19 protein-coding genes are annotated in these 19893 nt (G+C 64.0%); 5 read left to right on the forward strand and 14 right to left on the reverse strand.

Features of this window, described 5'->3' with window-relative positions; translation table 11 throughout:
• Positions 1-7: 7 nt before the first annotated feature.
• The 8 genes from secA to VN934_10600 are packed head-to-tail and all read right to left on the reverse strand — an operon-like array spanning position 8 to position 8298.
• Positions 8-2710 carry a preprotein translocase subunit SecA gene (secA, locus tag VN934_10565; protein HXM19232.1) on the reverse strand — a complete coding sequence of 901 codons (2703 nt, stop codon included), beginning with the start codon at positions 2708-2710 and terminating at the stop codon, positions 8-10.
• Positions 2710-3237 carry a ribosome-associated translation inhibitor RaiA gene (gene raiA, locus VN934_10570; protein ID HXM19233.1) on the reverse strand — a complete coding sequence of 176 codons (528 nt, stop codon included), beginning with the start codon at positions 3235-3237 and terminating at the stop codon, positions 2710-2712. The genes secA and raiA overlap by 1 nt, the downstream gene beginning before the upstream one ends.
• On the reverse strand, positions 3221-3421 hold the full coding sequence (locus tag VN934_10575) for a hypothetical protein (protein HXM19234.1): 201 nt from the start codon (positions 3419-3421) through the stop codon (positions 3221-3223). Before VN934_10575 ends, raiA begins: the two co-directional genes overlap by 17 nt.
• Entirely contained in the window at positions 3418-4245 is an 828-nt protein-coding gene (locus tag VN934_10580; GenBank protein ID HXM19235.1) for a polysaccharide deacetylase family protein, read from the reverse strand. The genes VN934_10575 and VN934_10580 overlap by 4 nt, the downstream gene beginning before the upstream one ends.
• 34 nt (positions 4246-4279) lie before the next feature.
• A complete protein-coding gene (locus tag VN934_10585; protein HXM19236.1) occupies positions 4280-5581 on the reverse strand; it encodes an LCP family protein in 1302 nt (433 codons plus the stop codon).
• Positions 5578-6978, reverse strand: a complete 1401-nt coding sequence (rimO, locus tag VN934_10590) for a 30S ribosomal protein S12 methylthiotransferase RimO (GenBank protein ID HXM19237.1) — start codon at positions 6976-6978, stop codon at positions 5578-5580. Before rimO ends, VN934_10585 begins: the two co-directional genes overlap by 4 nt.
• Positions 6978-7466 (reverse strand): YajQ family cyclic di-GMP-binding protein, encoded by a 489-nt coding sequence (locus VN934_10595; GenBank protein ID HXM19238.1) that lies wholly within the window; start codon positions 7464-7466, stop codon positions 6978-6980. Before VN934_10595 ends, rimO begins: the two co-directional genes overlap by 1 nt.
• Positions 7459-8298, reverse strand: coding sequence for a RodZ domain-containing protein (locus tag VN934_10600; protein ID HXM19239.1), 840 nt, complete (start codon positions 8296-8298; stop codon positions 7459-7461). The genes VN934_10595 and VN934_10600 overlap by 8 nt, the downstream gene beginning before the upstream one ends.
• A gap of 179 nt (positions 8299-8477) precedes the next feature.
• Between VN934_10600 and mnmA the strand changes: the two genes are divergently transcribed.
• From mnmA to VN934_10615, 3 genes are read left to right on the forward strand one after another with little or no spacing between them, the layout of a single operon-like run.
• Positions 8478-9590 (forward strand): tRNA 2-thiouridine(34) synthase MnmA, encoded by a 1113-nt coding sequence (gene mnmA / locus VN934_10605; protein ID HXM19240.1) that lies wholly within the window; start codon positions 8478-8480, stop codon positions 9588-9590.
• Positions 9591-9646: 56 nt separating this feature from the next.
• Entirely contained in the window at positions 9647-10249 is a 603-nt protein-coding gene (locus tag VN934_10610) for a hypothetical protein (protein HXM19241.1), read from the forward strand.
• A gap of 5 nt (positions 10250-10254) precedes the next feature.
• The gene (locus tag VN934_10615) at positions 10255-10818 is read left to right on the forward strand and encodes a hypothetical protein (GenBank protein HXM19242.1); all 564 of its coding nucleotides are present in this window, start codon (positions 10255-10257) and stop codon (positions 10816-10818) included.
• 42 nt (positions 10819-10860) lie between these two features.
• On the opposite strand, the gene mqnC is transcribed toward VN934_10615, so the two are convergent.
• Genes mqnC through VN934_10635 form a run of 4 tightly spaced genes read right to left on the reverse strand, consistent with a single transcriptional unit; the run spans position 10861 to position 16133 of the window.
• Positions 10861-11946 (reverse strand): cyclic dehypoxanthinyl futalosine synthase, encoded by a 1086-nt coding sequence (gene mqnC, locus VN934_10620; GenBank protein ID HXM19243.1) that lies wholly within the window; start codon positions 11944-11946, stop codon positions 10861-10863.
• On the reverse strand, positions 11939-12796 hold the full coding sequence (locus VN934_10625; GenBank protein ID HXM19244.1) for a menaquinone biosynthesis protein: 858 nt from the start codon (positions 12794-12796) through the stop codon (positions 11939-11941). The genes mqnC and VN934_10625 overlap by 8 nt, the downstream gene beginning before the upstream one ends.
• Positions 12797-12800: 4 nt before the next feature.
• Entirely contained in the window at positions 12801-13892 is a 1092-nt protein-coding gene (locus VN934_10630; GenBank protein HXM19245.1) for a CofH family radical SAM protein, read from the reverse strand.
• Between the two features lie 57 nt (positions 13893-13949).
• Positions 13950-16133, reverse strand: coding sequence for a DNA translocase FtsK (locus tag VN934_10635; protein ID HXM19246.1), 2184 nt, complete (start codon positions 16131-16133; stop codon positions 13950-13952).
• Positions 16134-16332: 199 nt separating this feature from the next.
• On the opposite strand from VN934_10635, the gene VN934_10640 reads away from it, so the two are divergent.
• Together VN934_10640 and VN934_10645 are read left to right on the forward strand one after the other, a co-directional pair.
• Complete coding sequence (locus VN934_10640) at positions 16333-16914, forward strand: hypothetical protein (protein HXM19247.1); 582 nt, start codon at positions 16333-16335, stop codon at positions 16912-16914.
• Entirely contained in the window at positions 16907-17185 is a 279-nt protein-coding gene (locus VN934_10645) for a transcriptional regulator (GenBank protein HXM19248.1), read from the forward strand. Before VN934_10640 ends, VN934_10645 begins: the two co-directional genes overlap by 8 nt.
• 42 nt (positions 17186-17227) lie before the next feature.
• Here VN934_10645 and VN934_10650 read toward each other — a convergent pair whose 3' ends face one another.
• Together VN934_10650 and VN934_10655 are read right to left on the reverse strand one after the other, a co-directional pair.
• On the reverse strand, positions 17228-18127 hold the full coding sequence (locus VN934_10650) for an ABC transporter permease (GenBank protein ID HXM19249.1): 900 nt from the start codon (positions 18125-18127) through the stop codon (positions 17228-17230).
• Between the two features lies 1 nt (position 18128).
• Complete coding sequence (locus VN934_10655; protein HXM19250.1) at positions 18129-19859, reverse strand: ribonuclease J; 1731 nt, start codon at positions 19857-19859, stop codon at positions 18129-18131.
• Positions 19860-19893: the final 34 nt, after the last annotated feature.

Here is a 19893-nt window from a genome sequence, read left to right on the forward strand (position 1 = left end):
TCTTCTCTTAGACGGCCGTCAGGCCGTGGCACTTCTTGTACTTCTTGCCCGAACCGCACGGACACGGGTCGTTGCGGCCGACCTTCGCTTCGGCCTTGCGGACCGGGGCAGGCCCGCCGGCATCGTCGCGATTGGTGCGCAGCTGATCGAAGCGACGCGCGGCGTTGGTGTCGCGCGGCACGGTTTTTTGCGCTCCCGGCGCGCCGTTGCCGCCTCCGGTTTCGAACGGCGCGCCGTTGTCCTGAGTGGGCGGCGCTTGCTGCGGTGCTTGCGGCGGCGCCTGGACCATCAAATGGAAATCTTCGCCTTGGCACAGCGCGTTCAAGAACTCTTCCTGGATGTTCGCCTTCAGGTCCTCGAAGAGCTCGAACGCCTCGCGTTCGTACTCGACGCGCGGATCCTTCTGGCCCCAACCCCGCAGGCCGATGCCTTGTTTGAGGCTGTCCATCGTGTACAGGTGATCGATCCAGAGCCGGTCGATGATCTGCAGCATCGTGCCGCGTTCGAGCATGCGCAACCCCTCGCGCAGCCCTTTCTCGTCCATCTGCTCCTTGTAGCGCTCCACGAAGCGCTCTTCTTTTTCCGTGTACATCGCGTCGGCTTCGGCCGTCAGACGTTCGATCATCTCGGGCTTCGATAGCTTTTCGAGGTCGTCAGCGGTAACGCGCTTGCTCAACCCGCGGATCGATGTCTCCAGCTCTTTGAGGATCTGCTCGCGATCCCACTCGTGTGGGTGCACGCTGTCGGAGCAGTTGGTCTCCACCACCTGTTCGACTCGCCCGCGGATGACTTCGGTGAGGGAGGGCCGCAGGTTGTGGCCTTCCAACACGCGCCGGCGCTCGGCGTAGATCACCGAGCGCTGCTTGTTCATGACGTCGTCGTATTCGAGCACGTGCTTGCGGGTCTCGTAGTGATGCGCTTCGACTTTCTTCTGCGCGCGCTCGATGCTGGCGGTGAGGATGCCCGCTTCGATGGGCGTGTCGTCGTCGATCTTGAAGCGCTCCATGATGCCGCGGATGCGATCGCCGCCGAAGATGCGCATCAACTCGTCATCGAGGCCGACATAGAAGCGCGAGGACCCCAAGTCGCCTTGGCGCCCGGACCGCCCGCGCAGCTGATTGTCGATGCGCCGCGCTTCGTGCCGCTCCGTGCCGATGATGTGGAGGCCGCCGAGATCGGGCACTCCTTCGCCGAGCTTGATATCGACGCCGCGGCCGGCCATGTTCGTGGCGATGGTCACCTTGCTGCGCAGGCCGGCATCTTTGATGATCTCGGCTTCTTTTTCGTGATATTTCGCGTTGAGCACGTTGTGCTCGATGCCGCGCTTGGCCAGCATCGCGGAGAGCCGCTCGGACTTCTCGATCGAACGCGTGCCGACCAGCACCGGCCGGCCGGCCTTGTTCATCTCGATGATCTCGTTGATCACTGCGCGGAACTTGCCATCTTCCCGGTTGTAGACCATGTCGTCGAAGTCTTTGCGCCGGACCTGCACGTTGGTCGGGATCGCGATGACGTCCAACCCGTAGATCTCGCGGAACTCGCGTTCCTCGGTCTTGGCGGTACCGGTCATGCCGGCGAGCTTCTTGTACAGGCGGAAGTAGTTCTGGAAGGTGATCGTCGCGAGGGTCTGATCCTCGCTCTTGACCTTGATGCCTTCCTTGGCCTCGATCGCCTGGTGGATGCCGTCGGAGTAACGCCGGCCGTGCATGAGGCGGCCGGTGAACTCGTCGACGATGATGATCTCGCCGTCTTTGACAACGTACTGCTCGTCCTTGCGGAAGAGCTCTTTGGCCTTGAGCGCGGCCTGCAACTGGTGCGCGAGCTCGAGGTTCACCGGATCGTACAGGTTCTGCACGCCGAGCAGTTTTTCGACCTTGGCCACGCCCTTCTCGGTGATGGGCACCGCGTGCTGCTTCTCGTCGACGGTATAGTCCTCGTCGCGGTGCAACTGCGGCATGATGTTGCGCGCGAAATTCTCATATAGGTGCGACGGGTCTTTATACCCCGGCCCGAGCACGGCTTCCGGCGAACCGCTGATGATGAGTGGCGTGCGCGCCTCGTCGATGAGGATCGAATCGACCTCGTCGACGATGGCGTAATGCAGCTCGCGCTGCACGCAATAATCGACGTGCGGCGCCATGTTGTCGCGCAGATAGTCGAAACCGGCTTCGTTGTTGGTGACATAGGTGACGTCGCTTGCATACGCGGCGCGCCGCTCGTTGGGGGGCATGAAGTGCTGGATGATGCCGACCGACAACCCGAGAGCGCGATAGACCGGGCCCATCCATTCAGCGTCGCGCTTGGCCAGGTAGTCGTTGACCGTGACCAAGTGCACGCCTTGTCCGGTCAAGGCGTTGAGGTACACGGACAGCGTCGCGACCAGCGTCTTGCCTTCGCCGGTGCGCATCTCGGCGACCTTACCTTCGTGCAGCACCATGCCGCCGATGAGCTGGACGTCGAAGTGCCGCATGTTCAAGGTGCGGCGCGCGGCTTCGCGGCAGACCGCGAACGATTCGCTCAGCAGATCGTCGAGCGGCGCGCCCTTGTCGAGGCGTTGCCGGAACTCGACGGTCTTGCCGGCCAACTGCTCGTCGGAGAGCGCTTGAAGCTCGGGTTCGAGCGCGTTGATCCGCGCCACGCCTTTGCGCAGGCGCGCGACTTCGCGGTCGTTGCCGTCGACCCACGATTTGACAGTTGAGAAAATCGACACTAGAGGACCGGCTCGATCAGGCCTAAGTCGCCGGTCTTGCGCCGGTACAGCACGTTGATCTCGTCCGTGTCGGCATTGAGGAAGACGAAGAAGTCGTGGCCGAGCAGCTCCATCTGAAGGGCGGCCTCGGAAGGCGACATCGACTTCACCCGCATGCGTTTCGTGCGCGCGATGCGGGCCGTTCCGTTTCGGCGCCCCGCCTGCGTGGCCGCCCCGAGGCTCTTGCCGTTCAGCTTGTGGCGGCGCCCGATCAGGCGCGTCTTGTACTTCTTCAGCTGTTTTTCGAGGCGATCGCGCACGAGGTCGATGGAAGCATCGATGCTCGCCGAGCGCTCTTCCGCCTTGATGAGATGATGCGGCAAGGAAAGGGTGACGTCCACGATGCGTTGGGCTCGCTCGGCGCGCAGGGTCACGTGCGCGTCCAGGATGCGGTCGTAATGGCGCTCCAGCCTGCCGACTTGTTCCTCGACGTGCTTGCGCAGCGCCTCGGTGACGCGCAGGTTCCTTCCTTTAATATAGATGTTCATAGCTTGCAAAGGCGAGAGCGGGCGGAGTTTGCGTGTTCCGGACCGCGAAATCGAAGTCCTGCCGCGAGCGTTTCCACAACGCCCATGCCAGCGCCAACACGACGATGACGATGATCGCGATGATCACGACGCGCGCGATGACATAGGGGGTGCGCGGCCGCGTTTTGATTATCTGGCGTTTCATATGGTCACGTTGAGCGGGTCGTTGATGTCGTCCAGCGGCAGCCGCTTCATCAATTCCGAAAGCGTGACGAATTCGTAGCCGGCGGCTCGGTATGCTGCGACGATGCGCGGCAATGCTTCGATCGTCGGCTCGGTCCCGTCATGCAGCAGGATCACCGCGGGCGACTTAGCGTGCGTCACGACGAAATTCGCGACGAACGTCGAGGTCACCGGCCGCCAATCGCCCGGCTCCACGTCCCAGAGCGCAAACGTTTGGCCGGCCGCGTGCGCGGCCTCAAGCGTCGCGGCATCGTAGTTGCCGTGCGGCGGCCGGAATAGGCGCACCTCGCGCCCGGTGATGCGCCGCAAGGTGCTCGCGCCATCGGCGATCTCTTCGAGCTGCGCGGCGAAGACCAGCGACGTCATCTGAGGATGCGAAAGCGTGTGGTTGCCGATCTCCATCCCGGCGGCCGCAGCGCGCGCAGCGATGGCGGGTTGTTCGATCGCGTTGCGACCGATGAAGAAAAAGTCGGCGGGGACTCCCAGCCTGTGCAACTCGGCGAGCAGCGCGGGGGTGGTCACCGGGTACGGGCCGTCGTCGAACGTCAGCACGGCGTAGCGCCGGCGCGCCGGCGGAACAAGCGCGTCGTGGACATCGCGTCCGAGGCGGCGCAGATACGCCGATACGGTCGGCCGAAGCAGCGAGCCGTCTTCCGCGCTCACCGGAATCACGACCGGCGCCATCTCGTAGCGCGCGTGGTTCACCCAGCGCCTGCCCCAATAGGCGGCGAGCAGCAGCGCGCACAGCATCAACGCCAAGCGCACCGCTCGCCACGTGCCGATCATCCGAGCTTGGCTCGGAACGCTGTTTCCGGGGGAACTACGGGGCGTTATAGTCGCGGCCTACGACGATTTCGACGTCGCCGCCATCGACCGGTCCGATCGCGACGGCGACATTGGGCATGGGCAGCCGCTTGGCCACCTCGCCGGCGATCTTCTGGTCCGGGCCCGTGACGGTCGTCTTTTTCGTGCCGAACGTATCGGCGTTGGCGGTCTCGACGACGTCAAAGCCCATTTCACGCAGGTAATCCGCCATCGACGTGGCCGCTCCGCGCTGGCCGGAGCCGTTGTGCACTTTCACGTGGACCGTCGAGGGATCGAACGCGCCGGAAAAGCCGACGACCATGTACTTGCGCACGACGGGAGCGGCGGCCACGGGATCCATGAACAGCACCGACTCACCTGCGGTCCAACCCTCGACCACGGGAAGTTGCGAGGTGTGCACCATTTGCGGCGTGACGCCGCGCATGCCGAGCGCGAGATAGAACATCTTGTCGTACGGCATGTTGGTGCGGATGTTGTCGCGCACCAACGCGATCAGCGAAGGCAGCGTGCTCACGATCGATGGATCCTTGATGCGCTTCACCAAGTCGCCGATGACTTGGCGCTGCCGGCGCATGCGTCCGAAATCGCCTTCCGGATCGTGCCGGAAGCGGATGTAGCCGACGGCCTGCTCGCCGTTGAGGTGCTGCAGTCCCTTCTTCAAATGGATGTGCAGCTGCCCCCAATCGTCATCGTAGTCCATGCTTTTCTCGACGTTGACGTCGAGCCCGCCGATAGCATCCACGATGTTCTTCGTGGCGTCGATCTTCAGGACGATGTAGTAGTCGAAGTGGGGGAAGGCCAACTCGTCTTCGACGGTTTTTATCGCTCGCCACGGACCGGCGTCGGCGATCGCCTCGTTGATCTTGCCGTAGCCTGATTTCGGGATGTGGACCCACGTGTCGCGCGGGATCGAGATGATCGCGATCTGCTTGCTCGTCAGATCGATGTTCGTGGCGAGCATGGTGTCCGAGCGCGTGGCGCTGGTGTACATCTCATCGCTGGTCGTCCAGTTCTCGTCCAGTCCCATGACGAGCACGCGCAGCTTCTGCCGCCCGAAGACCTGCGTCAGGTCTGGCGAGAGAATGTCAAGCGACGCCAGCGCATTGCGCACCCCGCCCTTATAGTAGACGTACGCCGTTGCCGACGCGCCGACGACGAACAGCACGATCAGAATAGTCGCGAGCAGACCGAAGTGGGAGCGCTTCGGCGCAGGCGCAGGCGCAGGCGCGACCGAGCGGCGCGTCAAGCGCGGCTTCGGTTGCGGTTGTTCTGAGGGTTCGTCCGGCAACGTGGTCACGTTCCTTCTGTTAAGTTTGTACCCAGCGGGTGCGCGTATCGATCAAAATCCGTGTGCCCGGCCAGCTCGACGTCCACGAATTGACCGATTTCGTGCTCGCCGGCGACGTACACGAGCCCGTCAACCTCCGGCGCTTCCCGCATCGAACGGCCGACCGATGCGACGCGGCTGTTCAGGGCTTGCCTGATCAAAGCGGACGGCGCGAGGAGCCGCTTGCCTTCGATCAACACACTCGAATGCTCGCCGCGGCGGGCTGTGTTGACCGCATTTGATATCGAGCGCTGTACTTCGCGGGCGACCGCTTGGCGCGCCTTCTTGACCTTTTCGGGCGCTTGGGCGCTCGCAGCGTACGCAGCCGTGCCTTCTTCGCGTGAATAGGTGAAGAATCCGACGCGATCGAGCCGTGCGCGCTCGAGGAAGGTTAGAAGATAGTGAAAATGCTCGGTCGTTTCCCCGGGAAATCCCAGGATGAAAGTGCTGCGCAGCGTGGCGCCCGGCAGTGCCTCGCGCAGTTTGGCGAAAAGTTCGAGATAGCGCTCCGGTTGCGGCGGCCTGTGCATCGCCCGCAGCACGGCCGGGTGCGCGTGCTGCAGCGGCATGTCCACGTATGGGAGCACTTTGTCCGAGGCGCGCATCGCTTCGATGAGCGCGTCGCTGATCGACGTCGGATACAGGTACAGGATGCGCACCCAACGCAGCCCCTCGATCGCCTCGAGCGCCTCGATGAGCCGCGCGAGGCCGTCGCGCAGACCGATGTCACGCCCGTAATCGGATGTGTCTTGCGCGATGAGGATGAGCTCTTTCGTCCCCTGCTCGACGAGCGCGCGCGCCTCTTCGACGAGCGACGGAATCGTGCGGCTTTTGCCCAGCCCGCGCAGCGTTGGGATGATGCAAAACGCGCAGGCATGGTTGCAGCCTTCTGAGATCTTGAGGTACGCGGTCGCGCGGGGCGTCGTGACGACGCGCGGCAGGAAACCCAATCGGTCGGTGTACGCGTCTCGATCCTCGAGGTGGAACGGCCGCTCGCCGGCGTCGACTTCACGCATGATCTCAGGCAGCTTGGGGAATGCGCCGGTGCCGACGATCGCGTCGATCTCGGGCACGAGTTCGCGAAGCTGCGCGCCGTAACGCTGTGCGAGGCAACCTGCCACCACGAGCTTTTGCCCGGGCTGTTTGGCGGCCGCGTATTCCAGGATGGTATCGGTGGATTCGGCCTTCGCCGGGTCGATGAAGGCGCACGTGTTCACGACGATCGCATCGGCGCTTCGCGAGTCGGTCGTGATCGCCCAGCCTTCGCTGCTCAATCGGCCGAGCATGATCTCGCTATCGATCAAGTTCTTGGCGCAGCCGAGGCTGGCCAGGAAGACCTGGCGGGGCTTCGCCGGGGCGGTCGGCATCAGCGGTAGTTCACGAATTGGACCGGAAAATCCAGGTCCAGCTTCCTGACCAGGTCTATCGCCTTCTGCAGTTCGTCCTTGGACTTGGCCGTCACCCTGAGCTGTTCGTCCTGGATGCGCGTGGTGACCTTGAGTTTGGCCTCTTTGATGGCCTCAGTGAGGCGCTTTGCCCGTTCTTGGGCTATGCCTTGCTGCGTCGTGATGACCTGCCGGATCGTCCCTTGTGCCGCCGCCTCCGGTTTGCCATAGCTCAGGGCTTTCAGCGACACCCCGCGCTTCACGCACTTGCTCTGCAGCATGTCGATGACGTTCTTGAGCTTGAGCTCGTCGTCGGCGACGATCGTGATCTGCATGTCGCCGAGGTCGATCGACGACTTTGAGTTCTTGAAATCGAAACGCGTGGCGATCTCGCGCCGCACCTGGTCGACCGCGTCGGCGAGATTCTGTTTTTCTACGCGCGAGACGATGTCGAAGGAGAACTCACTCACGCGGCCCGGTTCCGCTCGGCGCCGCAGGTTTGACCGCGAAAACGCGCTCCTCGACCTGACCCTTTTGGCCGAGCGTACCGAGTTGTTGACCGTCGACGGTCGCGATGACGCCGCCCGCGTTGCCGGCGCGCAGTGAGATCGCGCGGTTAGCGTGGAAATCGCGCACGGTCCCGGCCGGGAGCGTCTCGTAGAGCACCTGCTTGCCGTCGACGGTCACGGCCAGCCAGCTATCTTGGGTCAGCTGCAGACGCAGAACGACGCCTTTTTTGTTCGGCGCAGGGGCGACGCTTTGTTCGCTGCCCGCAGCATTGCTGAAGATCTGACTCGAACCGGATTGTGTGGCCGCTCCCGCAACCGTCTTATCAGCCGCCGTCTGCGTCTTGTCCACCGCTGCGGTCTGCGCTTGACCGCTGGACGGACCGGGTCCGATGAACGTGTAGTACAGCACTGCGAAGACGAGCACCGCGGCCATCGCGGTCATCGAGCCTAACAGCCAAGTATGTCTGGTCGCGTTCGCTTGTGCGATCCGCTCGACGATCGCGCGCTCTTCGTGCAGTGGAAGCGGTGTCTGCGTATGTTCGACGGGCGCGACCGGCTGCGGCTGCGCCGACGCGTCGAATTCAAAAAGCGCGGATACGAGGTCAGCCCCCACCAGGCGGGCGTAGTTCTTCAAAAAACCGCGCGCGTAGACGGGCTCGCCGACGGCGGCCCAGTCCTCGCGCTCCATCGCTGCGATGAAACTCGAGCGGATGTTCAAGCGGCGGGCAGCGTCGACGACCGTCATGCCGCGCTTTTCGCGCGCCGCGGCCAGTTGCTCACCTATCCCAGACACGTCGCACCCTTCCGACGATCGATCGTCGGGCTTTCTTTTAGGGAAAATGCGGATGGCTCACCCGCCCGGCAAGCGAACTAGCAGGGAGACCGGGTCGTTGGATGGAGGCCGTACCGGTTGAAGGAATTGGAGGAGCGTTTGGACACTCCCTCTGCTCGGGACATTTTGTGACGCAGAACATGACGGAAATCACTTCAGCTTTGGCCCAAGGCGAGCTTGCGCTCGCCGCCATGAGCGGCGGCGTGGATAGCGCCGTCGCGACGGCGCTTGCGGTCGGCGCTGGGGAGCGGGCGGTGGGGCTGACCATGCGGCTGTGGAGCCCCGGCGAGGGCGAGCTTTCGGAAAAGGTCCGGCAGTGCTGCGGACCGACGGCGTTTGAGGATGCTCGCCGGGCGGCGGCCCTACTCGGGATCCCCCACTACGTGGTCAACTTCGAGGCCGGCTTCGCCCGGGCGGTCGTCGATTATTTCTGCAACGAATACCTGGCCGGACGGACCCCAAACCCGTGCGTGGCCTGCAACAACTTGGTGAAGTTCGGCGCCCTGCTCGAGTTCGCGCGGGCGCTCGGCGCGCGAAGGTTCATCACCGGGCACTACGCGCGCATCGAGCAGCGTGAGGATGGACCTCACCTCTTGCGCGCTGCCGACCGGTCAAAGGATCAATCCTACATGCTCGCCGGCTTGCGCCGCGAGCAGCTCGCGGGCGTGATCGCGCCGCTCGGCGCGTATACAAAGGAAGCGACGCGCGCAGCAGCGCGGCGTTTTGACATCGACATCGCGGAAAAGCCTGATTCGATGGACTTGTGTTTCGTCGACGGAGACTACCGCGGTTTCATCGCTCGACGTTTTCCTGAAGGCCTGGCGCCCGGCCCGATCGTGACGCTCGACGGCGACGTGGTCGGCCGCCACGACGGGTTGCTGAACTACACCGTGGGGCAGCGCAAAGGTTTGTCGCTGTCCGGTGAGGGCGACGGCCCGTGGTATGTCGTGCGCACCGAGCGTTCGCGCAACGCCGTGATCGTCGGCCGGCGCGATGACTTATGCCGCGACCTCATCGAATGCTCCGCCGCCAACCTGCTGCAGCCGGCCGCGTTTGTGCGCGGCGAGGCGGCTGGTGTGGCGATGTGCCGTTATCGGAGCAAGCCGATTCCGGCGAGCGCATCCATCGTCGGCGATGGGCGCCTGGTCGTGCGGCTGTCGGAACCGGCGAGCATCGTGTCTCCCGGCCAACTGCTCGTGCTGTACGACGTCTCGGGCGAAGAAGTGCTCGCGTCGGGCATCATCGAGCCATGAAAGCTGTGGCAAGCCGGACTGATGTGGTATGCCGGACTTTAGTCCGGCTCTCCGCCGTGACATGCGCAACCTTGGTCGCGCTTTGCGGTTGCGCCCAAAAGGCGGTCATCCAGGACGGCTATCGCGCGGGAGTGGTGCCCGGGATCAGCCGCCAAAAAGTGGAGGTGCTCCTCGCCAAGCCGAGCAGCGCTCAAAACTTCTCCGTGCCTGGGATCAGCGCGTTGGTCCTTTCCTATCCGTTCGGCGAAGTGCTGCTGCAGCACGACCGCGTCGTCGTCGTGTCGGTGGTGACCGACCCGAATTTCGTGGGTCCCTTGGGCATCAAGGTCGGCACACCCGAAGAGGATCTGCGCAAGGCTCTTCTTTCTGCAAAAGCTCCGCACTCCTCGTACCGGATGTCGTATCAAGTGATGGCGGGCGACATCGTGACGCGCACGCGCGATGTCTACGACGATACTGACCACGTCATGTTCGAGCTGGCGGCGTCCAACCCGAACGATCCGGAAGCGCCGTTCTCAGTCGTCAGCATCAGCATGACCAACACCGGCGGCTCGGCGTTGCTTTCATCCATCACCCAGGCCAAGGTCAATGGGATCTATCCCGGCCAGAGCATCGTCAACTACGTCTCGGAGCCCTGGCCATCTCAGAAGGGACACTAAGTACGATGTCCGGACCTGAGTTCGAGGTGGTGCTGCCGCCGAACGCGCGCATCGCGGGCTTGCGCTTCGAGGACGCAGCGCGCACGCTTCACGTCGCGTTTGAGGACGGCGGCGTGGATCGAACGCTGGACGGGGACGGCGTGCGCGCACTGCACGGCGCGCGCATCCGCCACGAGACGATCACGACGCTTCCGCAGCGGAGCATCGGCGGCGAAGCGATGACGGCTGTAGCGCTCGCGGCCCAAACGCGCAAGCCGCCGCGCCAGCGGCTGTTCGAAGTGCGAGAGGGCTTCCAGCATTCCGAGGATCTGCACTTCGCGCTGGCGATCCGCGCCGCCGGCATCGGGCAACTCATGTACTTGCTGGCGTCATCCTTCAATTTCAGAAAGACGCTCGGCGCCGACGCCACCTACACGACCGAAACCAACGTGCGCGCGCTGGTCCGCAAGCTCGCCGGGTTCGCGCCGCAGGCCGTTCAGGACAGTTTTTTCGCGGCCGTGCTCAAAGGCATGGCGCTTCCGCCGCCGGTCGAAAGCCTGGTCGAGTTCTTCCGCACCGCGTCTCGTTAAGTAAAAAATCCTTGGTGTAGTGCCGGGGCTTTAGCCCCGGTCTTAAGCGGTTGTGGCGAGCGGGTAGTCGCGCTTGTTGAAATACGTGTCGCGGACGACTGGGATGTAGCCGGCCTGACGGATCGTCCGCTCGATGTCGGCCCGGCTTGCGGTGTTGGTGCTGCCGGCAAGCGTCACCACTTTTTCTTCCAAGATCGTGCCGCCCATGTCGTCGCATCCGAACATCAAACCGAGTTGTCCGAGTTTCATCCCCGGCGTCAACCACGACGACTGCAAGTGCGGGAAATTGTCGAGATAGAGCCGGCTGATGCCGAGCACGCGCAAGTAGTCGATGCCGGTGGCTTCCTTGCCTTTCAGCGGCGTCTTGTACGGAACGTAATACCATGGGATGAATGCGGTGAAGCCGTTGGTCTCGTCTTGCAGCCGGCGTATCAAGTCGAGGTGCTGGATGCGCTCCTCGAGCGTCTCGACCGACCCGAACATCATCGTTGCGGTCGTCGGCATGCCGAGGCCTTGGGCGATGCGCATGACCTCGATCCAACGGTCGTCGTCGATCTTGCGGGCTGAGATGCGCTTGCGCACGCGTTCCACCAAGATCTCGGCGCCCGCCCCAGGCAGCGACTTCAGGCCGGCGGCGCGCAGCGTCTTCAGCACGTCCTCGACGCTCATCTGCTCGCGCTTGGCGATACCGCAGATCTCGCTGGTGGACAGCGAGTGGATGTCGACGTCGGGGAACTGCGAGCGCACTTTTTGGAATAGCTCGACGTAATACGAGATCGGCAGCTCGGGGTTGACCCCGCCTTGGATCATGATCTGGGTCGCGCCTTGATCCGCAGCGTACTTGACGCGGGCGAGCACTTGCTCGTGCGTCATCGTATACCCCTCGGCGTGGCCTTCGGGCCGGAAAAACGCGCAAAAGCTGCAGTGCACGTCGCAGATGTTGGTGTAGTTGATGGTCGTGTCGATGACGTAGGAGACTTCGGGGCCGGGATACAGCAGCGTCCGCCTGCGGTGAGCCGCGGCTCCAAGCTCATGCAGCGATGCGTCGCGATACACGGCGATCCCCTCGTCGAGGGAGAGCCGCTCACCGGCGGCGGCGCGGGCGAGCAGCGCCCTGACGTCAGGCATACCGGATCACCTTGCGCGCGGGCTGCGGTTCACCGAGCTGCGATTTGACGTCGAGCACCCCGCGGGTCGCGGCGAGCGCGAAAAAGCGCATCATGCCCTTGCGCGCTTCGTCGTCGAAATCGTAGTTGAGCGCGCGATAGTACGCGTCGTAGAATCCGGCCGGGCGCGGCCTCACGCGCTCCGCTAACCCTATCACCTGCTGGCGATGCGACTCGCTCCAGCGCACGGAGTCCCGAAGCGCGGTCATCACTTGAGCGACGTCGCCGGGCCGCTTGTCCGCGAACTTGTTGCGCGCCGCCCACACCGCATAGACCATGCCTGCGCCCGTCAGCTCGTACCACAAGCGGCCCACGTCGTGCGCGTGCTCGGGCGGAACCGCCAGCGCTGCGTCGATCGCCATGTCTCCGATGACCAAGCATGGATCGCCTTTGCGTCGATACGATTCGAAGGGGTCCGTGGACTCGTAGTATTTCGCCTCGAAACCATACGCTTCGCGGCAGATGGTATCGAAGAGCGCCCGCCCGGTGGACGAGTCGCGGGTCACCGCGATGCGCACCCCCTCAAGCTCGCGCGGCGCAACCGCGCTGATGCAGTAGATGCTCCTCACCTCGCGGCGCGATCCGATGCAGACGAACGGCAGCAGGGTGAGCTGCGCGCGGTGCTGAGCATAGTAAAAGGAAGAGACCGGACTCATATCGAGCTCGCCGTCGAGCAGCGCGCGGTTGAGCTGCGTCGGGACGCCTTCGCGCAGCGTCCCCGGAAACGCAAGCGCCTCTAAGTCGAAGGCCGCGTAGACCGGCAGGTCGTTGGTGAAGCTGATGCGCCCGCAGCGCACTTTTTGCGCGCTCATCGTGCTAGACCGCTTCGAGCACGCCGTAGAGCAAGTTGCGGCGCGTCGGCACGAAGCCCGCTTCTTCGATCGCCCGGCGCAGTTCGGATAGCGGCGTGTTCTGATCGGTCTTGCTGCCGGCATCGCGGTAGATGCGCTGCTCGTTGTTCACCGGGCCGTCGATGTCGTCGGCGCCGAAATTCAGTCCCAGCTGAGCGAGTTTGATCCCATACGAGATCCAGTACGCCTTGATGTGGTCGATATTGTCGAGCATCAGGCGCGAAATGGCGATCGTCCGCAGATCGTCGATAGAACCCGTCCAACCGTATGCTTCGAGCTCGTTGTCTTCCGGGTGGAACGCCAGGGGCACGAAACACTTGAACCCGCCGCTTGAGGCTTGCAGTTCGCGCAGCAGCGCGAGATGCTCGACGCGTTCCTCGATCGTCTCCACGTGACCGTAGAGCATCGTGCAATTGGTCCGCATGCCGATCCGGTGAGCGACGCGATGGACCTCCAGCCACTCCTCGGTCGAGGCTTTCATGGGGCACACGAGGTCGCGCACGCGCTTGACCAATATCTCGGCGCCGCCGCCGTTGAGCGAGGTCACGCCCGCGTCGCGCAGCCGGGTGAGGCCTTCTTCGTAGGAGCAGCGGGCGCGCTTGCACATGTAGTCGATCTCGGCGGCCGTGAAGAGCGCCAACTGCACGTGCGGGATCCGTCGGTGCATCTGTTCGATGACCGGCAGCCAAAACTCCAGGCTGGTCTGCTTCGGGTCGTGCCCGCCGACGATATGCAGCTCGTCGTAGTCGTTCGGCTCGGCGCAGGCCTTCTCAAGGATCTCTTCGGCTGACCACCGGTACGAGCGCGGGTCCTTCTCGTACGCGGCGAACGAGCAGAATTTGCAGTCCGCGTAGCAGACGTTGGTGGTGTTCAGGTAACGCTTGAAGACGTAATAGGCGCGATCGCCGTTCTTCTCGGTCCGCAATTCGTGAGCGAGTTGCCCAAGTTCGTGGAACGGCGCTTCCTTATAGAGATACGTCCCGTCCGCACGAGTCAACGGTTCGTGCGCGCGGACTTTTTCGGCGATGGCGGCAAAGCGAGACCCATTGTGCGGCATCGTCCGGCGCTTTTCGGCGCGGTGCCGAATCCGGCCTGTTATCGCCTCTAGAGCGTGCTATAAGAGCGTTTGTTCGCCGTTGCGCGGTGCGAGAATAGTCGCAAGTTGGTCGAGGTCGGCTTCACCGACGAGAATCTTGCGCGGCTTCGTCCCTTCGGCAGGGCCGACGACGCGGAACTGCTCGAGGATCTTCATCAGGCGCACGGCGCGGGGATGCCCTACCTTGAGTTCGGCTTGCAGCAGCGCGACCGATGCCATCTGCCGCTCGATGATGATCCGCGCGGCGTCATAGGCGAAATCGTCGTCGGGTCCAGCGTCTTCATCCTCGAGTTCCGACGGCTCGATGGCCAAGCGATTGTCGGGATCGCCCTGCTCGCGCCAGAATTCGCAAAGGCGCTCGATCTCGGCACCGGTCACCATCGCGCCCTGCACGCGCAGCGGCTTGGCCGCGTCGATCGGCAAGAACAGCATGTCGCCGCGCCCGAGCAGCCGTTCCGCACCCGCCATGTCGAGGATCGTGCGCGAGTCCACTTGCGACGACACGGCGAACGCGATGCGTGACGGGATGTTGGCTTTGATGAGGCCGGTGATGACGTCCACCGAGGGGCGCTGCGTCGCGATCACCAGGTGGATGCCGGTGGCGCGCGCGAGTTGCGCGATGCGGCATATGCTCGTCTCGACGCGCGTCGGCGCGACGAGCATCAAGTCGGCGAGCTCGTCGATGGCGACCACGATGTAGGGCAGCCGCTCGTTCGGGTGCAGTTCGTTGAACTCTTCGATCTTGCGCACCCCGGCGCGCGCGAAGCGCTCGTACCGGGCGTCCATCTCTTTCGTGAGTTCGTACAGCGCGCCAGCGGCGATCTTCGGATCTGTGATGCAGTCGCTGATGAGATGCGGCACGCCGTTGTACGCGTTAAGCTCGACGCGCTTTGGATCGACCAGCAGCATCTGAACGTGGTCCGGCGTGCAGGTGGTGAGCAGCGAGGCGATGATGACGTTCAGGCAGACGCTCTTGCCGGCGCCGGTCGCGCCGGCGACGAGCAAGTGCGGCATGCGCGTGAGATCGGCGACGATCGGGCGGCCCGTGATGTCTTTCCCCAAGCCGATCGAGAGCTTGGCTTCGCCCTTGGGCAGGTGATCGAGGATCTCGCGGATCGCGACGATGGACACCGCGCTGTTGGGGACCTCGATGCCGACCGCGGATTTGCCCGGTATCGGCGCCTCGATACGAACGGTCTGTGCCGCCAGGGCGAGCTGGATGTTGTCGGAGAGGTTCTTGATCGCGCTCACCTTGACGCCTTTGGCGGGCGTCAATTCGTAGCGCGTGATGCTGGGACCGCGCTCGAGGTGCGTGACTTTGGCGCTCACGCCGAACGACGCGAGCGTCTCTTCCAGCGTGATGGCGGCGCTGGTTTCGCTGTGCTGGCGCTTTTCCGGGGGATTGAACAGCGCGAAGTCCGGCAGCCGATAGCCGCCGCGCGATTGCTGCTTCTGGCGCGCGGCTTCCGTGGCGCGCGGCTGCTCTTCATTGAGCTTGCGTGCCGGGCGCGGCAGCTCCACGAGCGCTGATGCTGCGGCGGGCGCGGAGACGGCCGGCGTCATGACGGCGGGTTCCTCACGAGCGTCATCGATCTGCGGCTCCGGCGCTTCGACCTGCGGCGCGCGCACGAAGGGAAGCGTTTGCAGCGGCAGCTCATCGCTGCGAGCGGTGGACCCGTTACGGCTGGTTGCGGCGGCGGCGCGTGCATTGTTCGCGAGCTTGCCCGACTCGCGCGCGATGCCCGCGAACAAGGCCTTCACCGAGATCCCTGTGGGCGCCACGACAAAAGCGAACACGAGAAAGATCAGCACGACGTCGGCGCCGGTCACGCCGAACAGCGCGCGAAGACCATGCGCCGCCGCGTCGCCTACCAAGCCGCCGCGTGCCGAAGTACCGAGCAATCCGTCGAGCGCGAAGAACAGTCCGACCGCGCAACCGCTCATCGCGGCCATCATCGGCAGCACGTGCACCTCGAGGAAGATGATGATGGCGACGGCCACAAGCGCGAACACCGCGATCCATGCGCCGGCGCCGAACCACGAGTGCAGCGAGGCGTTGGCGAGCACGCCGAAGGCCCCGGATCGGGTCGGCAGCAGCAACGCGAGCGCCAGCAGGATCGCGATGGTAAGCAGCGCGATGCCGACGATCTCCAGGTTGAGGGTGAGACCGGGAAGCGGGTCCACCCGGCGCGAGCGCGCCATCTTGGTACGCTTCATAGCGGTGGTTCAGCCACCGCACATGCGTTCGAGGGCTGCTTTGCACGCTCCCCCTCGCGTACTTCTCGACGACCATGAACCAGGTGGGTTGCGCTATCGCACAGATTAGTCTATAATACAGATTAAGCCTGAAATACACGATCGTTTCACAAGATTTCTGACAACTTCGTAAGGAGAGACCGTCATGGATGCACCGCAAGCTGCGGAACACCTCGACGCCGTAGATGACATTCTGCGTCGCGCTGAAGTCGCCGGCTCACCTCCAGCCCTTCAGTTCATCGTGTGGGGCGCCGTCGGCATTGCCTTCAATACTGTCGGTCAGTTGGTGGGCATGGGCAAAGTCGGCCCCAGTGCTTTCTGGCTCGCCGGCGCGGTGCTGGCTCTCGCACTTGTAGTTTCGGCATGGGATGGGCGCCGCATGCAACGGACCGCGAGCAGGCAGAGCACGATCGGACGACTCGCCGCATTTAGCTTCTGGGTTGCCGCCGGCGTGATGACCGTCCTCACCGTCATGAACGAATTCACCAACCTCTTTCCGCCATTCTCGCCCGGCGTGTTCTATGCGGCCGGCATGTCGATTGCACTCCTGGCCCTTGGCTTCGGCCTTCGCTCGACAGTGCTCACGCTCGGCGGGCTTGCCCTAGTCGCCTCGATCGCTGTGGCCTTCCTCGTACCCGTGTGGCTCGGCGCGATCCTTGCCATCGGCAACTTTGCAGGCTTCATCCTGCCCGGCATCTCGTTCGCGATGGCGAAGAGCGATGGATGAGGTATTGCTGTCGAAGGTGCGGCTCGGCGTCTTGGCGGAGCTGCTGCCTTCCGAGTGGGTTGCATTCAGCGAGCTGCAACGCGCGACGGGTGCGACCAACGGGAACCTGGGCGCACACCTCGCCAAACTTACGCAAGCCGGTTATGTCACCGAGGAAAAGGCATTCGTCGATCGACGTCCTCAGACACGATACCGGCTCACGCGTGCGGGCCGCAATGCGTTTCTGAAGCATGTCGCCGAACTGCAAGCGCTCGTCGCGGCGGCCAAGTAGAACCGAGGCTAAAGCCCCGGCACTACAAGCGTTTTATTTTGTTTATTTCGATTTTGGGTCGAGCGCGTCGCGCAAACCGTCGCCCAAAAGATTGAAACCGAGAACGGTGATCGAGATCGCCAGTCCTGGGAAAAGCAGCGCCCAGGGAGCGGAAAGCCAGTAGTCGCGCGCGTCGTTGAGCATCGAGCCCCACTCGGCGGTGGGCGGCTGAATGCCGAGCCCGAGATACGACAGGCCCGCAGAATCGAGTTCGGCGGTGCCGACGCCGAGCGTGGCTTGCACGACCAGCGGCACGAGGATGTTCGGCAGCACGTAGCGGGCGAGCAGCATCGGAACGCCGTTGCCGATCGCGCGCCCCGCTTCGACGTATTCCATCTCTTTGACTTGCAGCACCGAAGCACGCGCGATCCGCGCATACACCGGAATCCCCACCACGCCGACGGCGATGCAGATCTTGACGACGTCGCTGACTCGCTGATCGAGGATGGCCGAGATCGCGATGGCGAGCAGGATGCTTGGGAAGGCCAGCATCACGTCCATGAGTCCCATAAGCACAGTGTCGAGGGTCTTGCCCCAGAAGCCCGCCACCACGCCGATGACCGTGCCGATGAACAGGCCGATACCGACCGAAACGAATCCGATCAAAACCGACAGCTGCGCGCCGAACAGCAGCCGCGTGAAGATGTCGCGCCCGAGCTTGTCCGTGCCCGCGAGGTGCGCGAAGGACGGCGCCAGCGTGGTCACGACCAAGTTCTGCGCGAGAGGATCGCGATGCCCCGAGAGAAGCGGCGCGCCGATCGCGCAGATCGCGAGCAGGGCGATGACCGCAAGCCCGATGATCGCGGACGGACTCTTGCGAAAGCGCCGCCAGGTATCGGCCAAGACGGTGGTGTGCGGCGCATCGTCAAAGGCCGCGTCCTGTCTGAGGGCCTGTTCGGCCAATCTAGACTTCCATGACGACGGGCACGACCATCGGCCGGCGCTTGGTGCGCTCGTAGATGAACTTGGAGAGGCCTTTGTGGACGTGCTCGCGGATGGCGGTCCACTCGGTCAGACCCTTGGCTGCGCCGCCCTCCATGATGGAGGCTGCATGACGTCTGAGCTCGTCCATAAGGCCGTCGCCCTCGCCCGCGCCTCCGAACGTGAAGCCGCGCGTGGTCACATCGGGACCGGCGAGCACCTTGCCGTCGAGGCTGTCCACCGTGACGGTCACGACGATCATGCCGTCGGCCGATAGGTGTTTGCGATCGCGCAGCACGACTTCGCCGACGTCGCCGACGCCCAACCCGTCGACGTAGACCGGTCCGCCGTAGACGCGCCCCGCGCGCTCCGCCCCCTGCGCCGTGAATTGCACGACTTCGCCGTTGTCCGTCACGAAGATGCGGCGCGGTTCGATGCCGATCCGCTGCGCGAGCCGGGCGTGCTGCACGAGCATGCGATATTCGCCGTGCACCGGCATGAAATACTTGGGCTGCGTCAAGTTGAGCATCAACAGCAATTCTTCTTGGCAGCCGTGTCCGGAGACGTGCGCCATGCGGCGGCGCCCATAGATGACGTCGACCCCGAGCTTGAAGAGGTTGTTGATGGTGCGTCCGACGCTGCGCTCGTTGCCGGGGATGGGCGTGGCGGAAAGGATCACCGTATCGCCGCGCACCAGCTTCACGCGGCGGTGATCGCGCGCCGCCATGCGCACCAGCGCCGAGGTCGGCTCGCCCTGACTCCCGGTCGTGCAGATGACGAGTTTGTGCGGCGGATAATCGTCGATCTCGTGCTCGCGGATGAGCTGGCCCTGCGCGATGCTCAGATAGCCGTGCTCGATCGCGATGCCCGAGACGTTCAGCATGCTGCGCCCCACGAAGCATATCTTCCGGTCGTAGCGCGCGGCGGCGTCGACCGTCTGTTGCAGACGCGGCACGTTCGAAGCGAACATCGTGACGATGATGCGCCCCTCGCAATGCGCGAAGATGTCGTTGAACGTCTCCCCGACCACGCGTTCCGAGAGCGTGTGGCCGGGGATCTCGGCGTTGGTCGAATCCGAAGCCAGCAACAGGACGCCTTCGCGGCCATAGCGGGCGAGCGCCGCGATGTCGGACGGCCGGCCGTCGATCGGCGTCTGATCGAACTTGAAGTCCCCGGTGTGGATGACGGTCCCCAGCGGCGTGGTGAGCGCGATCGAACACGAACCGGACACGCTGTGCGTGATGGAGATGAACTCCGCGCTGATGCCGCCGAATCTCAAGCCCTCGCCGGGTTCGATGACGTGCAGATCGGCGCGATCCAAGAGCTTGTGCTCTTTGAGTTTGCCGCGCAGCAGCGCGAGCGTGACGTCGGTGCCGTAGACCGGCAGCGCGAGCTGCGCCAGGAAGTAAGGGACGCCTCCGATGTGGTCTTCGTGCGCGTGGGTGAGGAGCAGCGCGCGGACTTTTGATTTTCGTTCGAGCAGATAGCTGATGTCGTTGATGACGAGATCGACGCCCAGCATCTCTTCTTCGGGGAACTGGACGCCGGCGTCGACCACGACGATATCGTCGTTGGTCTCGTAGACGACCATATTGCGGCCGATCTCGCCGCAGCCGCCGAGGGGGACGACCCGAAGATAAGGCCCGCGCGGAGGATCGGCGAGGACCGCGTCGTCATCGTGCGGCGTCGCCACAGGGAAAAACTCGTGCTGCATCCGAGACGCCCTAGTTTCGCGCCGGCGCGCGCTT

It is taken from the genome of Candidatus Tumulicola sp. (assembly GCA_035601835.1).
Classification (GTDB): Bacteria; Vulcanimicrobiota; Vulcanimicrobiia; order Eremiobacterales; family Eremiobacteraceae; genus DATNNM01.

Bases quoted from the DNA above. Each gene is read 5' to 3' on its own strand.
- VN934_10580 (HXM19235.1), bottom strand. From the start codon at position 4,245: ATGATCGGCACGTGGCGAGCGGTGCGCTTGGCGTTGATGCTGTGCGCG.
- VN934_10625 (HXM19244.1), bottom strand. From the start codon at position 12,796: ATGAGCGCGCAAAAAGTGCGCTGCGGGCGCATCAGCTTCACCAACGAC.
- VN934_10645 (HXM19248.1), top strand. From the start codon at position 16,907: ATGGATGAGGTATTGCTGTCGAAGGTGCGGCTCGGCGTCTTGGCGGAG.
- mqnC (HXM19243.1), bottom strand. From the start codon at position 11,946: ATGCCTGACGTCAGGGCGCTGCTCGCCCGCGCCGCCGCCGGTGAGCGG.
- raiA (HXM19233.1), bottom strand. From the start codon at position 3,237: ATGAACATCTATATTAAAGGAAGGAACCTGCGCGTCACCGAGGCGCTG.
- VN934_10630 (HXM19245.1), bottom strand. From the start codon at position 13,892: ATGCCGCACAATGGGTCTCGCTTTGCCGCCATCGCCGAAAAAGTCCGC.
- VN934_10635 (HXM19246.1), bottom strand. From the start codon at position 16,133: ATGGCGCGCTCGCGCCGGGTGGACCCGCTTCCCGGTCTCACCCTCAAC.
- VN934_10655 (HXM19250.1), bottom strand. From the start codon at position 19,859: ATGCAGCACGAGTTTTTCCCTGTGGCGACGCCGCACGATGACGACGCG.
- mnmA (HXM19240.1), top strand. From the start codon at position 8,478: ATGACGGAAATCACTTCAGCTTTGGCCCAAGGCGAGCTTGCGCTCGCC.
- VN934_10640 (HXM19247.1), top strand. From the start codon at position 16,333: ATGGATGCACCGCAAGCTGCGGAACACCTCGACGCCGTAGATGACATT.
- VN934_10615 (HXM19242.1), top strand. From the start codon at position 10,255: ATGTCCGGACCTGAGTTCGAGGTGGTGCTGCCGCCGAACGCGCGCATC.
- VN934_10575 (HXM19234.1), bottom strand. From the start codon at position 3,421: ATGAAACGCCAGATAATCAAAACGCGGCCGCGCACCCCCTATGTCATC.
- rimO (HXM19237.1), bottom strand. From the start codon at position 6,978: ATGCCGACCGCCCCGGCGAAGCCCCGCCAGGTCTTCCTGGCCAGCCTC.